The sequence below is a fragment of the Kitasatospora sp. NPDC034023 genome (genome assembly GCF_055575795.1).
On the sequence record NZ_JBVIRY010000074.1, the window covers coordinates 1 to 19,235 of the forward strand.

Annotated in this window: 15 protein-coding genes and 1 pseudogene; 7 read left to right on the forward strand and 9 right to left on the reverse strand. The window is 70.2% G+C overall.

Annotation, left to right across the window (positions count from 1 at the left end):
- Positions 1 to 1,477: 1,477 nt before the first annotated feature.
- Both ACZ52R_RS42290 and ACZ52R_RS42295 read right to left on the reverse strand, forming a co-directional pair.
- Complete coding sequence (locus ACZ52R_RS42290; protein ID WP_465755462.1) at positions 1,478 to 2,125, reverse strand: hypothetical protein; 648 nt, start codon at positions 2,123 to 2,125, stop codon at positions 1,478 to 1,480.
- Positions 2,118 to 2,972 (reverse strand): hypothetical protein, encoded by an 855-nt coding sequence (locus ACZ52R_RS42295; RefSeq protein ID WP_465755463.1) that lies wholly within the window; start codon positions 2,970 to 2,972, stop codon positions 2,118 to 2,120. Before ACZ52R_RS42295 ends, ACZ52R_RS42290 begins: the two co-directional genes overlap by 8 nt.
- Positions 2,973 to 3,229: 257 nt before the next feature.
- Between ACZ52R_RS42295 and ACZ52R_RS42300 the strand changes: the two genes are divergently transcribed.
- Positions 3,230 to 3,502 (forward strand): hypothetical protein, encoded by a 273-nt coding sequence (locus tag ACZ52R_RS42300; protein WP_465755464.1) that lies wholly within the window; start codon positions 3,230 to 3,232, stop codon positions 3,500 to 3,502.
- A gap of 115 nt (positions 3,503 to 3,617) precedes the next feature.
- Positions 3,618 to 4,280, forward strand: coding sequence for a hypothetical protein (locus tag ACZ52R_RS42305; protein WP_465755465.1), 663 nt, complete (start codon positions 3,618 to 3,620; stop codon positions 4,278 to 4,280).
- 285 nt (positions 4,281 to 4,565) lie between these two features.
- Here ACZ52R_RS42305 and ACZ52R_RS42310 read toward each other — a convergent pair whose 3' ends face one another.
- The 4 genes from ACZ52R_RS42310 to ACZ52R_RS42325 all read right to left on the reverse strand — a co-directional run bounded on the left by ACZ52R_RS42310 (position 4,566) and on the right by ACZ52R_RS42325 (position 6,929).
- Complete coding sequence (locus ACZ52R_RS42310) at positions 4,566 to 4,985, reverse strand: hypothetical protein (RefSeq protein ID WP_465755466.1); 420 nt, start codon at positions 4,983 to 4,985, stop codon at positions 4,566 to 4,568.
- Between the two features lie 563 nt (positions 4,986 to 5,548).
- On the reverse strand, positions 5,549 to 5,929 hold the full coding sequence (locus ACZ52R_RS42315; protein WP_465755467.1) for a hypothetical protein: 381 nt from the start codon (positions 5,927 to 5,929) through the stop codon (positions 5,549 to 5,551).
- A gap of 56 nt (positions 5,930 to 5,985) precedes the next feature.
- The gene (locus ACZ52R_RS42320; RefSeq protein WP_465755468.1) at positions 5,986 to 6,735 is read right to left on the reverse strand and encodes a hypothetical protein; all 750 of its coding nucleotides are present in this window, start codon (positions 6,733 to 6,735) and stop codon (positions 5,986 to 5,988) included.
- Entirely contained in the window at positions 6,732 to 6,929 is a 198-nt protein-coding gene (locus ACZ52R_RS42325) for a hypothetical protein (protein WP_465755469.1), read from the reverse strand. Before ACZ52R_RS42325 ends, ACZ52R_RS42320 begins: the two co-directional genes overlap by 4 nt.
- A 240-nt stretch (positions 6,930 to 7,169) precedes the next feature.
- On the opposite strand from ACZ52R_RS42325, the gene ACZ52R_RS42330 reads away from it, so the two are divergent.
- Positions 7,170 to 8,351 carry a helicase associated domain-containing protein gene (locus tag ACZ52R_RS42330; RefSeq protein WP_465755470.1) on the forward strand — a complete coding sequence of 394 codons (1,182 nt, stop codon included), beginning with the start codon at positions 7,170 to 7,172 and terminating at the stop codon, positions 8,349 to 8,351.
- 236 nt (positions 8,352 to 8,587) lie between these two features.
- On the opposite strand, the gene ACZ52R_RS42335 is transcribed toward ACZ52R_RS42330, so the two are convergent.
- Entirely contained in the window at positions 8,588 to 8,926 is a 339-nt protein-coding gene (locus ACZ52R_RS42335) for a hypothetical protein (RefSeq protein ID WP_465755471.1), read from the reverse strand.
- 1,093 nt (positions 8,927 to 10,019) lie between these two features.
- Here ACZ52R_RS42335 and ACZ52R_RS42340 point away from each other — a divergent pair.
- From ACZ52R_RS42340 to ACZ52R_RS42355, 4 genes and pseudogenes are all read left to right on the forward strand, one after another.
- Positions 10,020 to 10,967, forward strand: coding sequence for a restriction endonuclease-related protein (locus ACZ52R_RS42340; RefSeq protein ID WP_465755472.1), 948 nt, complete (start codon positions 10,020 to 10,022; stop codon positions 10,965 to 10,967).
- Positions 10,964 to 14,305 carry a hypothetical protein gene (locus ACZ52R_RS42345; protein WP_465755473.1) on the forward strand — a complete coding sequence of 1,114 codons (3,342 nt, stop codon included), beginning with the start codon at positions 10,964 to 10,966 and terminating at the stop codon, positions 14,303 to 14,305. Before ACZ52R_RS42340 ends, ACZ52R_RS42345 begins: the two co-directional genes overlap by 4 nt.
- A 21-nt stretch (positions 14,306 to 14,326) precedes the next feature.
- A complete protein-coding gene (locus ACZ52R_RS42350) occupies positions 14,327 to 17,083 on the forward strand; it encodes an RNaseH domain-containing protein (RefSeq protein WP_465755474.1) in 2,757 nt (918 codons plus the stop codon).
- Positions 17,084 to 17,265: 182 nt separating this feature from the next.
- Positions 17,266 to 17,500: pseudogene (locus ACZ52R_RS42355) on the forward strand (Tn3 family transposase); the annotation flags it as partial.
- A gap of 109 nt (positions 17,501 to 17,609) precedes the next feature.
- On the opposite strand, the gene ACZ52R_RS42360 reads toward ACZ52R_RS42355, so the two are convergent.
- Both ACZ52R_RS42360 and ACZ52R_RS42365 read right to left on the reverse strand, forming a co-directional pair.
- Positions 17,610 to 18,404, reverse strand: a complete 795-nt coding sequence (locus ACZ52R_RS42360; protein WP_465755475.1) for an SMI1/KNR4 family protein — start codon at positions 18,402 to 18,404, stop codon at positions 17,610 to 17,612.
- 243 nt (positions 18,405 to 18,647) lie between these two features.
- Positions 18,648 to 19,043, reverse strand: a complete 396-nt coding sequence (locus ACZ52R_RS42365) for a hypothetical protein (RefSeq protein ID WP_465755476.1) — start codon at positions 19,041 to 19,043, stop codon at positions 18,648 to 18,650.
- Positions 19,044 to 19,235 lie beyond the last annotated feature (192 nt).

Below are 19,235 nucleotides of genomic sequence, written 5' to 3' on the forward strand. Positions count from 1 at the left end.
GGGGGCGGAAGCCTGCGGCTTAGGCATTTCCTGACGGAAATGCGGCGGTGCTGGCGCACCGCCAGGTGCGGGGGTGCCGCCTGGCGGCGTCACCGTGGGTGGTGGCCCGAGGCTGCGCCTCGGGGCCCGGCTGCGCCGGGCGGGGTGGCTGAGGCTATTCGCCTGCGGCGAATTAGTGGGCGGGTGGCGGCCCCTGGCGGGGCCTCAACTTCGGGGTGGTTTTGGCACGGGCCTGCGGCCCGCCATGGGAAGCGTTGACGATGTGACGCGAATTTCGGGTAGTGGGCCCTCCCCTGCGGGGCGGCCCCGGCGTTGACGATGTGACGCGAATTTCCGGTAGAAGGCCCCTCCCCTGACGGGGAGGGCGATATCCGGCGCAGCCCTCATTGACGATATGGCGCGATTTTGCCGACGGCAGCGTCTTACCCGGAGGCAGAGGGCCCTGACGGGCCACCGGGGCTGCGCCCCGTGACGTCGGCGCAGCGCGGCCGGCACCAACGGGCAGGCACCCCCAGCGGGCCCCGATGGCCCCCGGTTGCGGGCGCCGGGCGCAGCAGGAGCGGCCCCGGCACCGGGCATCCTGGGCAGGCCTCCCACGCCTCTCGCGCCCGTGCCGGGACGGGCGTCGAAGATGCAAGAGCTGTCACCACCCCGGCCCCTCAGCCCATGGCGGGAACGGAACCGGGACACACCGAGACAACAGCCCCCGACCCGTCACACCCCACCCCGTCACAAACGCCTGAGTGGGGCGCAGCGCGGGGTCCTCGAAAACGCACGGCCATGTCACCGGACCGGGCCCTCCGAGACGCGCGGGGGTGTCACCGGGAAATCCATCCCCCCGCCCGGCCCAAAACTCGCTCCGCCGATCCATGAAACACCTCGATACATGGACATCAGAAAACCCTCCACGACCGCCGAGATTCCGCCCATGACGAAACACCATCTGCCAACCCGCTACCGGCATCAACCGACAAATAATGCCCGGACACCACCTTCCCGAAAAATCCGGGGCGCAGCACCGCACAGAAATGTCACAGGAACGGCAGAAAATGGGTCCAGGACCCGGCAAAAGGCCGGGGCCTGGCGGCCCCTCAGAGGGGCTGTGGGGGTGTCGCCTACGGCGCCACCGAGAAAAGGGTGCAGGGCACACGTGGGGCACGTGCGGGGCGCGGGAAAACCGGGCGGAGGGCAAGGCGGAAGCTGGGGCCTGGCGGTCCCTCAGGGAAGCGGGGGTGTCGCCTGCCGGCGCCACCAGGTGGCGGGTACCCCGGGGCACGGGGCGGCGAGGCGCAGCGCGGGTGGGTGCGGTGGCCTGCGGCCCCGGCCGGACGGCGGACGCCGGTCCGGGGCGACGGGCAGGACGGCCTGGCACGGACAGCTTGGGTGGCCGGCCTGACGGCCTGCGGGGCGAGCGTGTTGGGCCTCCACCAGCTGGTCGGAGGGGCAGGGGAGTAGCCCAGAAAGGGAAGGATAATGATCAATCTCGTTCTGCCCTCGGTAGCCCTTCGAGGGCGGCAAGAATCGGCCTGTCCATGTACAAAGGCTGGTTCGATGCCATCTCGATGGCACGTCCGTCCGGGGTGCGGATGGTGATCCGTACATCGGGCCTTTCGCTGAGATAGAAGCTCACCACCGCGGTCAGTCGGGCGACCTGATGAGGGGCTACGCGCACGGTCAGCACAAGGGTGGGCCACTCATCGTTCCCGGGAGGGGGCGTGACCCTGCTCGGGATGCCGTAGTCCCCCAGGTGCCGCTGAAGGTGTCGCATGGTCTCCTCGTTGTCCATTTCAAGGGAGACACGATCGAACTGTGGTGGCTCGGGGGACGTGGTTGCGGGATCATCCGGCTCGGGGAAGCTGATACCCCAGTCATGGAGAAGCTCATAGGCACGGCGTAGGGCAGCCTCAGGGGTGCTGTGGCCGATGCCGTGCAGTGCCTCCGATAGCTCGGCCATCGCTTGCTTGGCCGCGGTGTCGTCTGCATGGGTGAGGATGCTGCGTAGTTCGACAATCCGTCGGACGGCGGCGGCACGCGACGCCGAGGTGCTTGCACGCAGCCGACGAGCCCCGGGAGAGCCGAGGGAGGACCGCTCCAGAAGCGCGTCGAAGTCCTGGTCGTCATCCACGCTCGCCACGCTCCTCATGCTGCTTGGCCTTGGTCCGCCACCGGTAAAGCAGGCCTTCCACGGCCCGTACGGTCTTGGCGTCCAGGACCTCGCGGATCTCCTCCTGCGAGTAGCCGTCGATGGTCATCGCCACCGCCGCCCTCACCCTCGGGTCGTCGAGCTCTTCGATGTCGGTGATCACTCGCAGGTTGCCGAGGACCTCGTCGGCGACGCTCAGGGTGCGGAGTGGGTCCTCGTAGACGGCTTTCTGCCGTCCGAGGACCCGGGATTGTCGTTCCTCGCTGGTCCGCCATTGGCGGAACTGGTTCGGGAAGTCGTAGGCGCAGGCGCCCATGAAGTAGGTGGTGATGCTGGCGCCGCCGTCTAACCGCCAGCCGCCCTCGACGAACGCTCGCTGACGGAAGCGGGGCAGGGCGAGGGCGACGGTCATGGTGGCCAGCTCCTCCCTCAGGTCGGTGTTGCGGTGCAGCTCCTCCAGCTCGAGTTCGTGCGGGTTGAGGCCGAACCCGCGGTGGGCGACGAGCTTGAAGACGTACCCGGAGTGCATCCAAGCCCGCAGCACCGCGATCCCGTACCGGACGAGCTCGTCGACGAACCGGTCATACCGCGGCCCCTCGAAGCCGTCCTGCGCCAACAACTCGACGATCCGCTGGTCGGCCATCCGCTGGTCGATGCTCTCCTGCTGCTTCCGGGCCTTCCGGCTCTCGCGGGAGTTCTCGGCGTAGAACGCTTCCAGGATCTCGGGAGCGACGGGCGCGCCGAGGTCGCGTTGGCTGGGCCGGTCTGCGGGTTGTAGGTCCCGGGCGCGCGCGGCCGCGACCTGCATGCCCGCGTCGTCGCCCTGCATCGCCTCCCCTTTCGATCGTCTCCTCGGCCCGTTCAGAGTGAAGGGGCCGATTTCGGCCCCGGCCCACCCCACTCGCAAGCTCCCGGGCTGCGCCGGAACCGAGTTCGACCCCTTGTAAGTGGCCGTCCCACGGGTACCCCACGGACTTTTTCAAGATTCTTTAGAACGGCCCCCGGGCGAAGTCGTCCGTGGGGTACCGGGCCCGGCACGACGTAGAAGTGGGCGTTTGAATCACCGACGGCCCGATGGAGAAGAACGTGAGTTCGCCCACCCCGACCCCGACCCCGACCCCGACCCCGACCCCGACCCCGACCCCGACCCCGACCCCGACCCCGACCCCGGCCTCCCCGCCCGAGCCCGACCCGTTCCTGACGGTCCGCACCGCCATCATCCTCCTGGCGGCGGCCTTCATCGGCCTGATCGCCGGTGGGCTGACCTTCCTCAGCGGCGGGCCCGCCGCCAGCGCGGTCCTGGCCGGCCTGACCGGCTTCGGGTTGAGCGTCCCGGTGCTGCACAAACTGATCCGCTGACCACCGGAACGGCCTCGGGAGAAGGAAGGATAATCCCCGTTATCCTTCCTCCTCGCGCCGATAGGCTGACGGCCGCTCCGGCGGCACCCGTCGGCAGCCGGTAGGAGGGGACACCGTGGAAGCTGACCAGATCATCGCGACCGCGGCGGCGGTCTTCGGCGCAGCGTCCGCTGGCGCTGCCTTCTGGCAGGCGCACATCGCCCGGGGCCAGGCGAGAGACGCCAGGGCGGGCGCGGAAGCCGCGGAGGCGGCCGCCGAAGTCGCCCGGCGCCAGGCCAACGCCGCCGAGCAGCAGGCCCAGGCCGCCGAGGAATACGTCATTGCCGTGCAGGACCAGGTACGCGCCGCCGAGGAACAGGTCGAGTTGTTGCGTCGCCAGCTGGATGCCGAGGAGACCGACCGGCGCGAAGCCCGTGGGCCGCAGTTCACGGTTGCCTTCAAGGGTGCGTTCCAGGGATCGGATCACGCCAGTCAGTTCGAGGTCACGCAGGCCTCGGGACCTGCATTGGCCACTGTCCTGGTTCGGGTCGAGGGTGAGGGTGTCCACGGGATCCAGGCCCCGGATGCTAGGGGGACCTCGACGTCACTCCGACCTGCGCTAGAGGTCGAGCGTGTCGCCCAAGGTAGGACGTTCGCGGTGCCCGTGGCGATGGCCCCGATCGAGACCATCACACCTGTCCACTTCACCTTCGAGTGTCGAGCCCAGGACGGGGCGGACGTCTGGCGCCGATCGTTGGTCGCCGACGCCAAGCCCGCCCCCCGCATGTACGTGTTCTAGGGAGCACGCAGCCATGACCGAACTCGCCGCCGAGTGAGGCGCGGCGGCTACGCGAGGACCTGGTCGCCGAGTGAGGTTACGGCGACCCGCTGCCCGACGTCGCCGGCGGCTGGATCGCGCACTACCGCTCGGCGAACACCCGGCGCACCTACGCCCGGCACCTGGAGGCCGCGCCCACCCTGGTCCGGGTCAGGGGCGGGGCGTGTGGCCAGATGGCGCGGGCAGGACGGCCTGGCACGGACAGCTTGGGTGGCCTGTCTCGGCGGAGTGTGGTCGGCGCTGAATCTAGTCCGCGGTGCAGCCCCAGTAGGCGATCTCGGCTGGTTCGCCATCTTGGTACAGCACTGTGCAGCGGCCGATTCCGCGGCCGACCGGGTCAAGCAGCGGACGTATCGAGGCGTCCCACTGCTCTCGTGTGGGCTGGCCGTGGGGAGCCCAGCTGCGGATCTCCTCGTCGGTCAAGGGGCGCATCATGGCGAACTGGTCGCCCGCCTCGGCGTCGATCAGCGCGTAGAAGTCGAGCACCGTGCAGGTGCCTCCGGTCAGGATGTACTCGCGCCAGCCCTCGTCCTCCCACAGCTCGACGATGCCGCGCCCCGGAAAGCCGTGGTCGTCCTCCGCCAGCTCCAGTTCCTGCGCCTGGCGGAACGCCGCCCCCAGGTCCTTCTGGTAGGGCCCGGTCGCCGCCCACTCGTTGCCACCCACTTCAGTACCCTCCCTGGTCACCGGCCCTCGGCCTCGCCGCACGTTAACTGCCACGGCCGACAGGGCCGGCCGTTCGACGGTCCCTGTGGGATCGGGACTGGTCCGTCAAGCTTTCCTGTGGTGTTGCACGGGACCGGGCAGGACAGCGGGGGCCGGGGCCTGGCGGCCCCTCAGAGGGGCTGTGGGGGTGTCGCCTGCGTCGTCACCAGACGGCGGGTCCCCGGGCCGTCGCACGGGCCAGCGAGGCGCAGCACGGGCGGGCGCGGTGGCCTGCGGCCCCTGGCCGGACGGCAGAGGCCACGGGGGACGTCAACCCCACCATCACCCCTCACTCCGACCAATCCCACCAAATTCAAACCATCACGAGCAACCAATTCACAAAGACAGCCGGGCGGAATTCCTGGCCGAATATCCGCCGAAAGCACCCCCGCCAACCCAATGAGCAACCGACCGGCCCCACGACCCTCAGCCACCACACACAGTCACCGATCCGGCTAATCTGACCACTACGTCGAACACTTCAGCCGCCCTGCCACAGAGGTATAGACAAGGTGGCAGTAGAGCTATTTCGCGCCTCTTGGGACTATCAGGTCACACCTGTGGCCCCTCGCCGGGTAGAGCTTCGTGTGGAGCACACGGCCCTCCCACCACGGAGGAGCGGAGACCAGCGCGGCCACCAGCTCCCGCTTGGTCGGGGCGGGCAGCACCAGCTGGCCCAAGTCCTTTGCCTTGCGGGGCTGTTCGTAGCCCGGGCACTCAAGCCGGTCCGGGCCGGCCTCCTCCCTCAGCTCCAGCTCCGAACCCTCCTGACCGCCGATCGAGCCCCGGCACGTCCAGCACGGGCGCAGCGAGGCGTTCACCTCCCGGGCGGCTTCCAGCTGCTTCTCGGCCTCCCGTTCCAGCCGTTCCTTGCGTTCCTGGTGGCAGGCCAGCAGCGGTAGCAACGGTTCTGGGCATTCGCAGGAGACGACGTAGGAGCAGCACTCAGCTGGCGCGCCGACTACGGCTTGTAGCGGGCAGCGAGCTGGGTGAAGAAGTCATCGAGCAGATTGGATGCGGCTTCACGGTCAACCAGTTCGGAGCCGCCGAAGCGATAGACCTCGTATCCGCGTAGCCGCAGACGCCGGTCCTCAGCCACCATGGCCGCGTACCGGTCAGGGGCAGCGAGTCTGGTCATCGGGTCGGCGTAGTGCTGGAGCCCGTCCAGCTCAATGACGATCCGGGTCCTGTTGGGAAACAGCAGGAGGAAGTCCATCCGCTGACGTGGCAAGGGTGAGCCCGCGGGTCCGAGGCCGTGCCGTGTGTAGGGGTCGTAATGCAGGTACACCTGGGGGATCAAGGCCGGAATGTCTGGCCCAACATCTACGTAGCGTTGGGCGTAGCGGCGCAGGATCAGTTCTTCTGCCTCGTTGTCGGCAGACTTCAGAAGCCGCTGGTAGAGGCTTTGGGAGACCTCCGTCTCCGTGCTCGTTTCGAGCCCCTGCCGGGCAGCCCACCAGGTGATCAACTGGCGCCAGGTGAGGCCTCCTGCGTCGAGCGGCTGGTCGTAGTGCAGGCAGTACTGCTCGTTCCCGACGAGCTGGATGTCGTTGTTGATCGCGTCGCTGAGGACCATGCGGTGCTTGGGACCGAGGGCGGCGAAGATCAGGTTCTTGGGCTGGCCCGCCACACCGACCGGACCGACCTGGGCTATCAGTTGCCGCAGTTCGGGGATGTCGTGCTCCTCGTCAAGATGAGCGGCGAGGGTCACCAGGTCACAAGCGGCTTGCCCTGTAGGCGGCGGACCACGTACGCGCGTTTGCTGGAGAATGCGACGTCGTCCGGCGGCGCCGGCGGCTCCAGCCCCATCTCAGTGCAGATCTCCTCGACCGTGTCTGCGTTGAAGGCGTCTCTGAAGAAGACCCCTATCGCCTCGCGCAGCACACGCGCTGTGACAACGGACATCGACGCGCCTCCTCGATGAAGTTGCCTGGATGATAGGGCGACGGTAAGTCAGCCAGACTGTTGGTGTCTCAGGTTCATTGAGTCGCCCACCTCTCCGCCAGCAACACCAACAACCCCCAGAACCAACCCACCCGAACCCACCCCGACCCAAAACCTTCTCAACCAACCCACGAAACCCCAGACCCACCCCCACCCCAACCCGCACTCCCACCACCACCCCATAGCAGCCACGACGCGCGGGTGGTGGAGGCTCTGGCGGTGCCGCAGAAGTCCGGCAAGCGCACGAAGGGGGGCAGCGCCGAGGCTGTCTCAGGTCCTGGTGAGAGCTGGTCTGGTGAGGTCGGGGCGGGCGGTGGTGGGGCGTTCACGCTGCCGGTGCGGTTCCAGGTGCCGGTGGACGGGAACGTGCTCGCGCTGTTCATCGCCTCGCGGGTCCTGACGGGCGAGAACCAGTACTGGCGGGCGGGCATCAACCACGCGAGGCGCTGGCACGAGGAGACCGGCGGGCTCGAGGTTCCCTATTCCGCGATGGTCGGGTCGCGCGGGCCGATCCGCCAGCGCGGGCCGACTGAGGAAGGGAGTTTCCCGCTCGGGAAATGGCTTTCCGAGCGGCGTAGTGAGCACGCGGCAGGTGAATTGGCGCGCCATCGGGTCGACATGCTCGATGCGCTGGGGATGATCTGGTCCGTGTCCGACGCCCGCTTCGAGGCCGGGTTGGACTGGGCGCGGGTGTGGGCGAAGGGGCACGGCGGGTCTTTGGCGGCGCCGGCGCGGGCCTCGGTCGGCGGGTACGCGATCGGCACGTGGCTGTCCGAGCTGCGGGCCGCCGCGCAGGTGCCGGCCGACCAGCCGGGCGCGCTCGCGCCGCAGCGGCGCAGGGCTCTGGAGGAGATCGACCCCTGGTGGTGCCCCGCCTGGCCCATCACCTGGCAGCGCACCTACGCCGTCGCACGGCAGTGGTGGCTGGAGTCCGACGGCCGCGTCGACTGGCCGTCGCTGCCGCTGGAGACCGTGTACGAGGGCGAACAGCTCGGCCACTGGGTGCGCGCGCAGCGGGCCGCCTGGCCCGACCTGGAGGCCGAGCAGCAGGACCTGCTCGCGGCGGTCGGGATCGAGGCCGACCCAGAGCTGGTCGCAGCGAAGGCCGCCGCCGAGGCGAAACCGAAGGTGTCGAGGGCGGACCGCTTCGCGGCTGGCCTGGCCGCGCTCGCCCAGTTCGTTGAGCGGGAGCGGCATCCCCGGGTGCCCCGCCCGCACAAGGAGCTGGTGGAGGCCGTGGAGGCGGGTCCTGGGGGCGAGGAGCAGGTGGTGGTGTCGCAGTTCGCGCTGGGCACCTGGCTCAACAACCAGAAGGCCAGGCGGGCGAAGCTCACGCCAGGCCAGCTCGCGCAGCTCGCCGAGCACGGAGTCGAGTGGGCGTAGCGGGCCGTCCCCCTGCCGGGGCGGTAGTCGTGGCCCGGCGGTGGGCTGCCGGGCCACGAGAAGGCGTTGGGAAGCCGTCACCCACTGGGGTGGCGGCCTTCCAGCCGGTCGGTCGTGATGCGGGCGGGCCAATTCCGCCCGACTCGTGGTGTTTCCGAAAGGAGCTACTGCGTCCTACGCGGGCTCGGACGACCCGCAATCGTCACCGCCCTGCTCGACCTGAACAACGGCTCCTCTCAGCCGCCGACGGTTTCGGACCGGAGCTCGCGACTGCGCACCGCCGCGAGGGTCTCCGGGTGGTAGATGCCCTTCACCCCGTACGGCAGGAGCTTCGGGTCGAAGTCCACCGCCCGGCCGGCCAGCACCACCAGCTCGGCAGGGCCGCTGCGGCGCCACTGCGGCCCGTAGGTGTCGGTGAGGTGGACGATCAGCAGGTGCCGCGACGCATCCCAGGCCCGGGCCTCCTCGAAGGTCAGACCGTGATCGCGCATCCAGACGGAGATGCGCCGCATCATGCGGGGCGCCATGAGGAACTGGCTGAAGGTGGGAAGCGGGTGCTTCGAACGTTTGCGCATCAACTCTCCTGCAGAAAAAGGTTTTTGGAAACTCCTCCATCATCTCAATGACGCGGTGCGCATACCGGTTTCCCTGCGGAAAGGGGGCAGTTCAGGTCGCTCGCCGCCCGCGCCTGGACCGGTACAGCCCCAGCACCCCGGCACGCGGGACGGCCGCCTCGCTTCCGTTCCAGCAGCACGGCGCGGGCGAGCGCGGCAGCTGGTCATCAGCCGATCCACGCCCGGAAGGGGCCGTTGTGTCGGTAGACAGGAGCACAATGTTGCGCAGGTAACCTTTCGGCCCATTGGGAGCAGAATGGACAGACGCCTTATCCAGACCGCGGTTGTCGGATCCCCGGACTCCGATGAACCGGCGATCTACCCGGAGGATCCGCAGGAGCTGACCGCCTTCCTCAAAGAACACGACGGGACCACCTGGTGGTGCGGCGTGAACCTGCCGGGCGGCTGTGGCCGCCAGCTCACGGCGCGACTCTGCCACGACAAGATCCGCACGACCCCGCCACCAAGGGCGACCCTGACACACCGTGCGGGCGACGGGCCCGCGGCAAGGACAGCGCGGACCACCTCTTCGTGAAGGCCGACCTCGCGGCCTGGCTCAAGGCACAGGACATCGCCGTCACCTTCGACTTCCCCGAGCCCCGGGGCTCCGCTATCGTCTCCGACCTCGCCGACGGCCCCCGTCGCCGTTCATCGCGTCAGCATCCCAGCCCGCACCGACACAGGGCGGAGACACCCCCGGACCGGGACCGGGCCCCCGCCAGGCGCTGAACGGACGCTGCTGGCCCCGGTCCGGCGGCTGCCGGACACGAGTTTGTCCGGGAGACCCCCTCACCGCGTATGTAGGACCGGGATCACCGGATCGGGGGAAGGTTCCCGAACTGCCGTGCCCTCCCACGTGGCAGAGGGGTTGGGGTTGTGGCATGGGTTTGATGTGCGCGGGGAGGACCGGAGTGTCGGCGGTGGCCGGGACGGCAGCGGCCGTTCAAGAACTCGACGAGGACCAGCGCGCGGCGCTCGACGCCTGTGTGGTCGCGGCCCTTGCCCTGAGCAGCAGCGAGGGTGAGGCTAGAGGACGTATGCGGCTGCTGATGGAGTGCCCCAGGGATCGGTACTCGGTGAGCTGTGGTTGCTCGACGACGACGGCATGCCCAGCTCGGCGCTGCACCGGCTCGCGGTGGAGGCCGCCGAGCACGGCCACCAGGCCCCGGGGATCGGTGCCGACATCCGCCATCTGCACAGTCTGCTGCGAGCGGTGGGGATGCTGCCGGTGAGCGCCGGGCTATCCCGGATCTCCGGTGAGACCGTCCAGCACGCCGTCTTCCGTGCGCTGAGGGCCGCCGGCTTCGAGGCATACACCCGGGGCCGGGAGGCGATGGTCCGCACGCCGGTCCTGACACGGCGCGAGCTGTCCCGGAACACCGCGTTGGTCGAGTTGGGTGCGTACACCGGTATCTCCCCAACCCGGCAGTTCGGCAGCTTGTGGGCAGCGTGCCCGATGTGTAGATGGACGATGTGTGCCGCCTTTCGCCTCAACGGCGCGGTGGACCTCGAATGCGAGGACGACCGCCACAGCCTGCTGGGCGCCCGGTACCGGGCCGAGCCGACTGCGGAGGGCTGGAGCCTGGCGCCGCGCGGCGAACTGCGCACCGTGCCGGAACTGCTGCCCGTGGAGGGCTACGTGGCGCTGCCCTACGCCCTGTGGCTGTGGGTGACGCTACCGGGCCTGCTGGAGGTCGAGCTGCGCGACCGCCTGGTCGCCTCGGGTGCGCAGGTGCGGCTGTGGCCGTTCGGCGACGCCTACGACCTGCACGTCACCCGTCCCGCTCGGTCCCGGACGTGGCGCGTCGACGTCAAGACCTGGGCCAGCCCGTACGGGCTGGCCCAGAAGCTGCGCGAGGACCCCGAGGACCCGGGCGAGCTGTGCTTCGTGGTGCCTGAGCACCTGCGCGGATACCTGCCGCTGCTCCGCCGGGTGGTGCGGGACAGCGGCGCGCGCGTGCTGACCGACACCGACCTGGTGGCGGAGGTGAAGGGAGCGTGAGCAGGACCCTGGCCGCAGCTTTGGCCTTGGCCGAGTACCTCCTCCCCGCCCGGTTCCGCGACGGACAACAGGTGGTGCGCATCGCGGACGCCCACGTCCTGCTCACCGGGCACGCGCCACGCGTCGTGGCGGGATGGGAGCAGTGGCCCGAGGCGGACAAGCAGCGCCTGGGCGCGCTGCTGGGCACCCGCCACCGGGGGGAGGCGCTACTGCACCACATCGAACGGGGCGTCCACGACGTCTTCCACACCCCGGACGCGGACGACCCGCTGCCCTCCCTCTACACGCTGGGGTACAGCGAGCGGGGCCGGGCGCTTGAAGTGCTGCCGGTTCACGGGCAGGACCCTGCGGACGTCGCCGACCGCCTGCTCGCGCCGACCAGGCGCCGACGGCCGCTGCGAGTGGCCAGCGGATCGAGCTGGTCCGCTCCAACATCGCGCGGGCGGGTCCAGCTCGCCTTCCCCGACGAGCAGGGGCTGTACAGGCCACCCCGGGTCGTGACCGCGCCGTCGGTGGACCTGGTGGTGGACGCCGACGAGCTCGGCTGGCAGAGCCGGGACACCGACCAGGACATGGAGGGCCCGGCCTTCCGCGAGAAGCAGATCGCGCTGCTGCTGCGCGGGACCGTCGGTGGCGGACAGCGCCCCCTGGAACCCGTCGTCCTGCCGCCGGGCCGCATGCACCTGCTGAGTGCGCCTCCGGGCGTGGGCAAGAACGTCTTCGGCCGGGGGCTGGCGATCCAGCAGGCGGGCCTAGACCGCACCACCGTGCTGGTGGTCAGCGACAACGGCGACGTCTACGGCGAGGCCGCCACCTTGCAGCAGGAGCTGCGGGCGGCGGGCGTCAAGGCGACGGCCACGCCGTTCATCGCCCCCAACAGCCGCTATGACTTCGCGCTGCGCTCCGCCGCGAAACTGGAGGGCACCGGCGTACCGCTGGCCCAGGCCTCGGCGAGCATCGCCTTCCTCGTCAACAACTCCGCCTACGGGTGCGCCGTACAGGCGCAGCTCGAGGGACGCGACGCCTTCGAGGCCGGCAGGGAGCCGTGCACGGTCGCCGCCTCGGACGCCTTCGGCCAGCCGGAGCGGGCGCTGTGCCCGTACGTGTCGTCCTGCGGGAAGTTCTCCCACATCGAGGCCGCGACGTGGGCCAGGATCATCGTGACCACCCATGCCTGCTTCCAGTCCGGGATGATCAAGGTTCCGGTGGAGGTCGACGGGGAGGTCCGCAACAGCATCAGTGTGCGGGAGTTCCTTCTGCGCCTGGCGTCCTATGTGGTCGTCGACGAGGTCGACGCCTACCAGGCACGGGGGTTCAGCGAGTGCGGCGTGCTGGAGCTCGCCTCCCGCTCCCGCCCGGCCACGGTGCTGCGGCAGATCCGCGACAGCCTGCACCAGGCACCGCCGCGGCTGGCGGTGGCCGTGCGCCGGCCCCTGACCCGGGCGGTGTTCCTGGCCGAGCAGCTGCTCGACCTGGTGGCTGGCGAGGAGGTCTGCACCGAGGTCGCCCAGGCGCGGGCCATGGCCCGCGGGCAGGACCCGCGCCGGACCCGGCAGGTCCTGCAGGACCGCAAGCGCTGGTACCAGCCCCACCAATGGGACCGGCACCTGCTGGAGGACCTGATCGGGGTGGATCCCGAGGCCGCGGCCACCGCCGAGCAGGCCGACTGCCTGCAAGCCCTGCTCCCGCGTGTGGCCACCCGGCCGGGCGACCGGCCTTCCTCTGCCGTGCTGCCGGATCGGCTGCTGCCCGTCCCGGGCGTGCTGGAGCGGATGCTCACGATCGACGAGGGCGGAGAGTGGAAGCTGGCCCCACTCAAGGAGGAGCTGCGGGAGATCGTCTGCGCCGCGCTGCCCGCCTACGCCGCCGCCGAGGGTGAGGCCGACGAAGTACCTGCTGCGTCCACGGTGCCGGTGCAGCGCGCACCCGGCGGGCCGGAGCCGGTGCGGGCGGTCACGCGCACCGAGGCCACCGCGGGCGTCCTGCACGCGCTGATGATGAAAACGTGGCTGACGGCCATCGTCCACACGATGTTCGACCTGACGGACCGGGCCAGCGAGCTCGCCGGGCACGGCATCGAGGCCGCCTCCAAGCTCGCCGACGCGATCGGCCACCAAGGCGCCGGTACCGTCGTCCCGTTCGGCCCGCTGGGCCGCCAGCTGGGCGGGTTCCGCTTCGAGGGGCTGGACGACCCCGGCGCCCACGCGATTTTGAAGATGGAGGTGCTGCGCGCCGACCCCCACACCGAGACACAGTTCCTCGGCAGCATCGTCTCCCTCGCCCTGAGCGGCCGCCAGCGTACCGTCCTGGGCATGTCCGCCACCGGCTTCATGCCGGGCGCGGCGCGCACCCATCTGCTCGCCCGCCCCGACTGGGCTATGCCCGACACCCTTGCGGGCGGCCTGACCATCTTCAACAGCACCCCCGTCGCCGACGGGAAGCTCCTGGCCGTCGGCAGCACGCCCTACCGCGAACGCGACCAGCGGGTCGTTTCGCTGGCCGCCGGCTACGCGCCGGGCCTGGTGCGCGACCTGGCCCGGCTGGCTGCGGATGAGCGCACCCGGCATCGCGCGCGGGCCCTGATCACCGTCAACTCCTACCGGCAGGCCCGCCTTTTCGCCCAGACCCTGTACGACACCGCGCTCGCCCTCGGACGGCGGCTGCGGATCTACGTCGCCGTCGCGGACACCCCCGATCCCTCTCTGCCGCCGGTCTGCGACGCGATCGGCCAGCTCACCCGGGACCGTTTCGCGGAACTGGCCGACCTCGACGGCGAAGTGCTCATCTCGCCGCTGCCGCGCACCGAGCGGGGCCTGAACGTGCTGACCGTGTTCGAGGGCGTCGCCGTGTCGGCCATCACCCTCATCGCCATGGGCGTGCGGCCGGTCATGCCGGCCGACGACCCGGCGGTGCTGGCGGCCAGTGTCGCCGCCCGGGCCTGGCGCGACACCGTCCCCGGCAGCGATGCCGCGGCCGTCCTGGCCCGGGCCCGCGCGGCTGCCGACGCGCATCTGCGCCTCAACCTCAACGCGCCCAAGCGCTTTTCCGCCCTGCCCGACGAGCTGAAGTACGAACTCGTCGCCACCCTCCTGGGACAGAGCGTCCAGTTGGCCGGCCGCGGACGCCGCGGGCATACCCACGTCGAGCTCCACTTCATCGACGGCGCCTTCCACGACCCCATCTGGGGATCCGACCTGCCCACCCTGGTCCGGGGCCTGCTTGAGCAGTCCCCGCAGGACGACCTTGCCCAGCTCGGCAGCTGCTACGGCCACACCATCGAGGAAATCGCCGAGTACGCCCACGCCCAGCACCTGCTGCCCGCGCTGCGCGCGGGCTGACGCCTACCTGGGAGAGTACGCATGAGCCGCCCGCTGGACAGCGTCGCCCGCAAGCAGGCCCGCCTGCTGCAGTTCCGCACCGCCCCTGCCGACCTGGGGGAGGTGATCGCCTACCGGCCCGACGCCCCCGTCATGGACCTGGCCGTGGAGCTTGCGCAGGAGTACAAGCGCAACGTCGGTCCCGGCCTGGACGTGCAGCCGCCCTACCGGGCGCTGGAGTCCGTCCTGCGCGCGGCTGCGGGCACCTGGGCGCGCTGGCAGTGGAACGACGGCTGCTACGAACTCCTGTGCGCTGCGCCGATCAGCACCGAGGATCGGTACGACGTGTTCAGCTACTGGGCCGAGGCCGTGGTCCCCGGCCCCGACGGCCGGCGCATCGGTGAACAGTTGGCCGAACTCCTCGCCCGGGCCGAGCCCCGCCCCGCCGTCCTGCCCCAGCCACCCCGTGCCGGCAAGCGCTCGCGCGGCTGGTGGCCGGGCGAACTCGCCCGCTGGCGCCTGGCCGAGGAACTCGCCGCCCTCGAGTGGCCCCGCGACAACGGCACCCCTGTCCGCTTCGCCCTGTGCACCGACGGCCGCCTGGCCGCGGTCGGCCACGAGTTGCCAGCCGAACCCGACCGCGAGGGCATCGTGCGCCACCTGCTGCCCCGCATCACCATCGGCACCGCCGCCAGCGGGCACTCCCGGCGCCACGCGCTGACCGTCAACGCCACCACCACCCTCCTGGCCACCTCCTGGAAGGGTGTCGCCACCGTCCTGCTGACCAACCCCGACCAGCCGCTCGTCGTAGCCGCAGCCACCGACGGCCCGCCGTGGAAGCGCCGCCTCAACGTCCCCGCGGTCGCCGCCAGCCGCCGCCTGGCTGCCCTGCCCCGCCTGAGCGCGAATGTTCCGCCTTTCCCCGAGCACCTCGCCGACGACGCCCTCGCCGGTGCCGCCCTCGGGCCAATCTGGGCTGTCGCACCGGCCAGCGCCCGTACCCCCGGCCTGGGCCGCGGACACGGCATGGAGTTCTTCCGCCGCGTCGAGGAGGCCATCGACACCAGGTGCGAGAAGTACAGCCACCGCAGCCCCGTGTTCATCGAGGTCCCCGGCATCAAGGTGCCGCCCACCGAGAGCGGCTCGCGCGTCAGCGGACCGATCCCCCTGGAACGGATCCCCGCCGCTCTGGACGCCGCCGGCGTGGGCACCCTTCTTGTCCCCGTCCTGTGGAGCACCGACGAGGTCCGCGCCCGGGTGAAGGCCGCGATCGCCGCCCAGTGGGGCCCCGGCGAAGGCTGGAAGGCCGTCGAAGGTGTCGCCGAACCTGCGGCCGGCGGACGCATCGAGGTCGTCTTCCTCCACGACAAGGCCGGCGCGCTGGGCCACGGACCGCGCACCAGCGCCGAGCGCGAGCGGGACCTGGCCCAGATGCTCGCCCCCTACACCCGCGAGGACACGCGCGTCGCGGCGATCTGCGAGACCGACTGGGATCCCGAGCGCTGGTACCCGAGCGTCGAAGCCCGTGAGAAGGCCGAGGCCGAGGACGGCAAGTGGCCCTCCAAGCAGGCCCTCGCGCGCCTCGCGGCGACCTCCCAGTACATCAAGCAGGCTCCGCCGCCAGTTCCGACCCACACCCGGGAGGGCAAGCCCTACAACGAGAACTACCGGGCGAAGAAGGTCGCCTCCCGCCAGAGCGGCCTCGACAGCTCGACCGCGAACGTGCTGCGCGAGATCCTCAGCGGCGTCGGCGCCACCGACCACCGCCTGGGCGCCGCATTCGGAAAACTGCCGTTCGAGAACTGGTGGCACATCGGCATCCACGTCCGCCGCCACGCCCGGCGCCACACGCCCGGCAGGCGCCGCACCACCGAACCGGCACCAATCACCGCCACCCTCACCGCAATGCGCCCCACCGGAGGGAAGGACGACCCCTGGCAGATCTGGGCCTACAGCCCCCAGGCCGGGCAGTGGCTGTCCCACAGCCCGGCCACCACCGCCCTGCACGCCGCTGACCTCGCCTGGGACGTCAGCAGCTATCCCACCGCTGGAGACGAGACACTCCAGGCCCGCGCCGCCGCGGACATTGTCGAACAGGCCCTCATCGCCACCCGCACGCAACTGCCCGAAGCGGCCCCCGCGGTGCTCTACCTCGACGGTGACTCCGCCGAGTACATCTGGGCCGGCCTCACCGACGAAGCCCTGGGCCAGGACCCGCTCCCCGGCATGCCCCGGCCGGCGTCCTGGCTGCCCGGCCACAGCCTCCCCCGCGCCCAACGTCCCCTGGCCACCGTCCGCGTCATCGGCGACCTGGAACGCATCGGCCGCCCCACCGGCGCCCACATGCGCACCAGCGACGGCACCTGGCGCGCCACCGACACCACCACCAGCCTCTTCCAACTCGCCACCGACGACGGCACCCACACCTACCCAGACCTCCTGCTCGTCAACGTCCCCCGCACCTGGGCCGCCGGCCCCGCCGGCCGCTTCGGCAAGGACGAGACACGCTTCGACAGCGGCAGCCAGAGCAAGAACGGCTACGCCCACACCGCCACCCGGTTCACCGTCATCGCCCAGAGACCCGACGCCGACTGCGACCTCATCGGAGCCGTCGCCGCCGTCCTGACCAACCAGGGCATCACCTCCGACGTCCGCCAAAGCACCCCCACCCCCCTCCACCTCGCCCGCAGGATGGACACCACCCACCCCTACTACCGCCGCACCGCAGAGAACACCGAAGACGCCCCCGACGCCGACGAGAACGGGAACACCGCGCAGGAGGAGACGCCCAGCCTGTAGCCCAAGACGCGGTCACCCGGACGAGAAGACCGCCAGGGCGCTGCAGGCCACCGTCAGGATCCGGCAGTCAGGGCCCGAACACCGACGGTGCTCCCGTGACGGCGCCCCGTCGGCGGCAGGTCGCGGACGCCGAGATGGACCTGCCGGACCTGCGGCACAAACCCCGGGCCAGGGCGTGCGGGCGGCTCGGCGCGCTCGGCCTGGTCCTCAACGCCCTGGTGCTCTTCAACACCCGCTAAATGGACACCGACCTCGCCCAGCTCCGCGCCGACGGCTTCGACGTCCACGACCAGGACGTCGCCCGGCTCTCCCCCTTCGCGCGCCACCACGTGAACATGCTTGCTCAGCCGGTACTCCTTCCAGCTCCCCGATCTGCTGTCCAGTCTCAATGAAGTGAGTCGCCTACGGTCGGGCTGACCTGCATGAACTGGATTGCGTGAGACAGGCTCGATTCAACTAACGCAGCCGCTGCGGGAGAGGCAAGTCCAGCGAAACGTGGTCCCCGGTGCGGCCCCGCCGACTGCTCCTACTTGCCAAGGATCAGCGAGTTGGGTGAGAAGCGCATCCTGTCTTCCTGGGCAACGACGTCGTCGAGGTCGGTGAAGTAGAACGACGCCGTCGTGCCGGCCACCACGTCAAGGAGGAACTGGCTGCACGAGGCCGGATAGGCCTCCCAGAGCGGACCGCGCCCCTCGTTGAGGATGACGGTCCATTCCTCCGGCTCGACACCGGGCCGGACCAGCCAGTACAGGAAGTGTCCCGCACCTTCCACGTACCCCCAGGGCACCAGCCTGGCGTTTCCCTCATCGAGTTCCGACGGCTTGTCCTCGCCCGCTTCCCAGAGTTCGGCGAGGATCTCCTCGCGTTCCGCGGTCTGGTTGACCAGGTCGTACATCGCGTCCGGACAGCCTGGTTCCAGCAGCCAGAGCACCCCGGCGAAGAGGCCGCCGCCGTAGGCCTGGACGAGCCGTTTGTAGTCGGCTGGCAGGGCAATGCCCAACGCCTCCTCCACGGCGGCCCACTCCACGGTGCTGCGGTCACCGCCAGGCGGCGGGCAGAGACGGAGAAGTGGTTCGGTATGGCGCAGGCTCCGCGCCGTCTGTATGTCGCTCGGCAGGGCACTGAACCGTGGCGGAGTCCTGGTGGCGTCCAGTACCACCGCGCGTATCTGGTCGCCGACCGCGGCGCGGGGAGTGTCCGACCGCCATGAGGGGTGCTTGGTCTGGTCGATGAAACCGTCGTCCCCGTCCACGTGGACGGCGGTCCCGGCTGGGGCCACAGCCGTGACGACCACGTCGTACTCGTAATGATCAGCAAGCATGACGTCCAGCCTGCACCATGTCGGCAGGCAGGGAATACAGCGGGTAGATGGGACGGTCCCCCGGCGCGCACCCCCGCCTAAGTTCACTGAGACAGAAGGCTGAACGCCTGGGTTCGCTGAGAAGGCGACTCGACTGAGCGAGACAGGACAGCAACGCGGGGACCTGCGACAGCGAACCTGGACCGATTGCCAATGAAGCTGGACCACTGCACGGTTCGTGCCATCGAACCTTGACCGCCCTGGTCAGACTGCTTTGGGGTCCGCCGGCTGCTTCGTACCGTCGTACGACTCCGGTGCTGGCTGGTCGCTTGAGCTGAACTGCTCGCCGATGTTGTTCCACATGAAGCCGTCCTGCCAGCCCGGCTTCGCGGCAGCCCAGCCGAGCAGCGCCACGAGGACCTTCTCCTGGGAAACGGTCATGGTCTGGAAGTGCTGCTCGGCCACGCCGTCCCGGTATTCGAGCTGGTAGGTGTTGTTCTCGCGCAGCAGGACCTGGATGTATGAGCTGCCGGGCCGTTCCTCGTCCAACCGCTCCACAATGTGCGCATTGCCCCGCCGTAGGTTGGCCAGCATCGTCCCGATGGCGGGCTTGGTGGCGCGCTTCACCACGTGGCCGCGCTCGTTGGTCGCAATCGGCATGACCGGATCATCCACCAGGAGGCTGACACCGCCTCGTGAGGCCCTGACCAGGGGGGTCAAGGATCGATGGCACGAACGGTGCAGTGGTCCAACTTCATTGAGCCTTCGCCATCTTCGAACGTGCTGGTCGGAGGGGCTGGCGTGACGGTTCTCCGGGGTGCTCGTGCTGGTCGTGGGCGGGAGTCTGCGGTC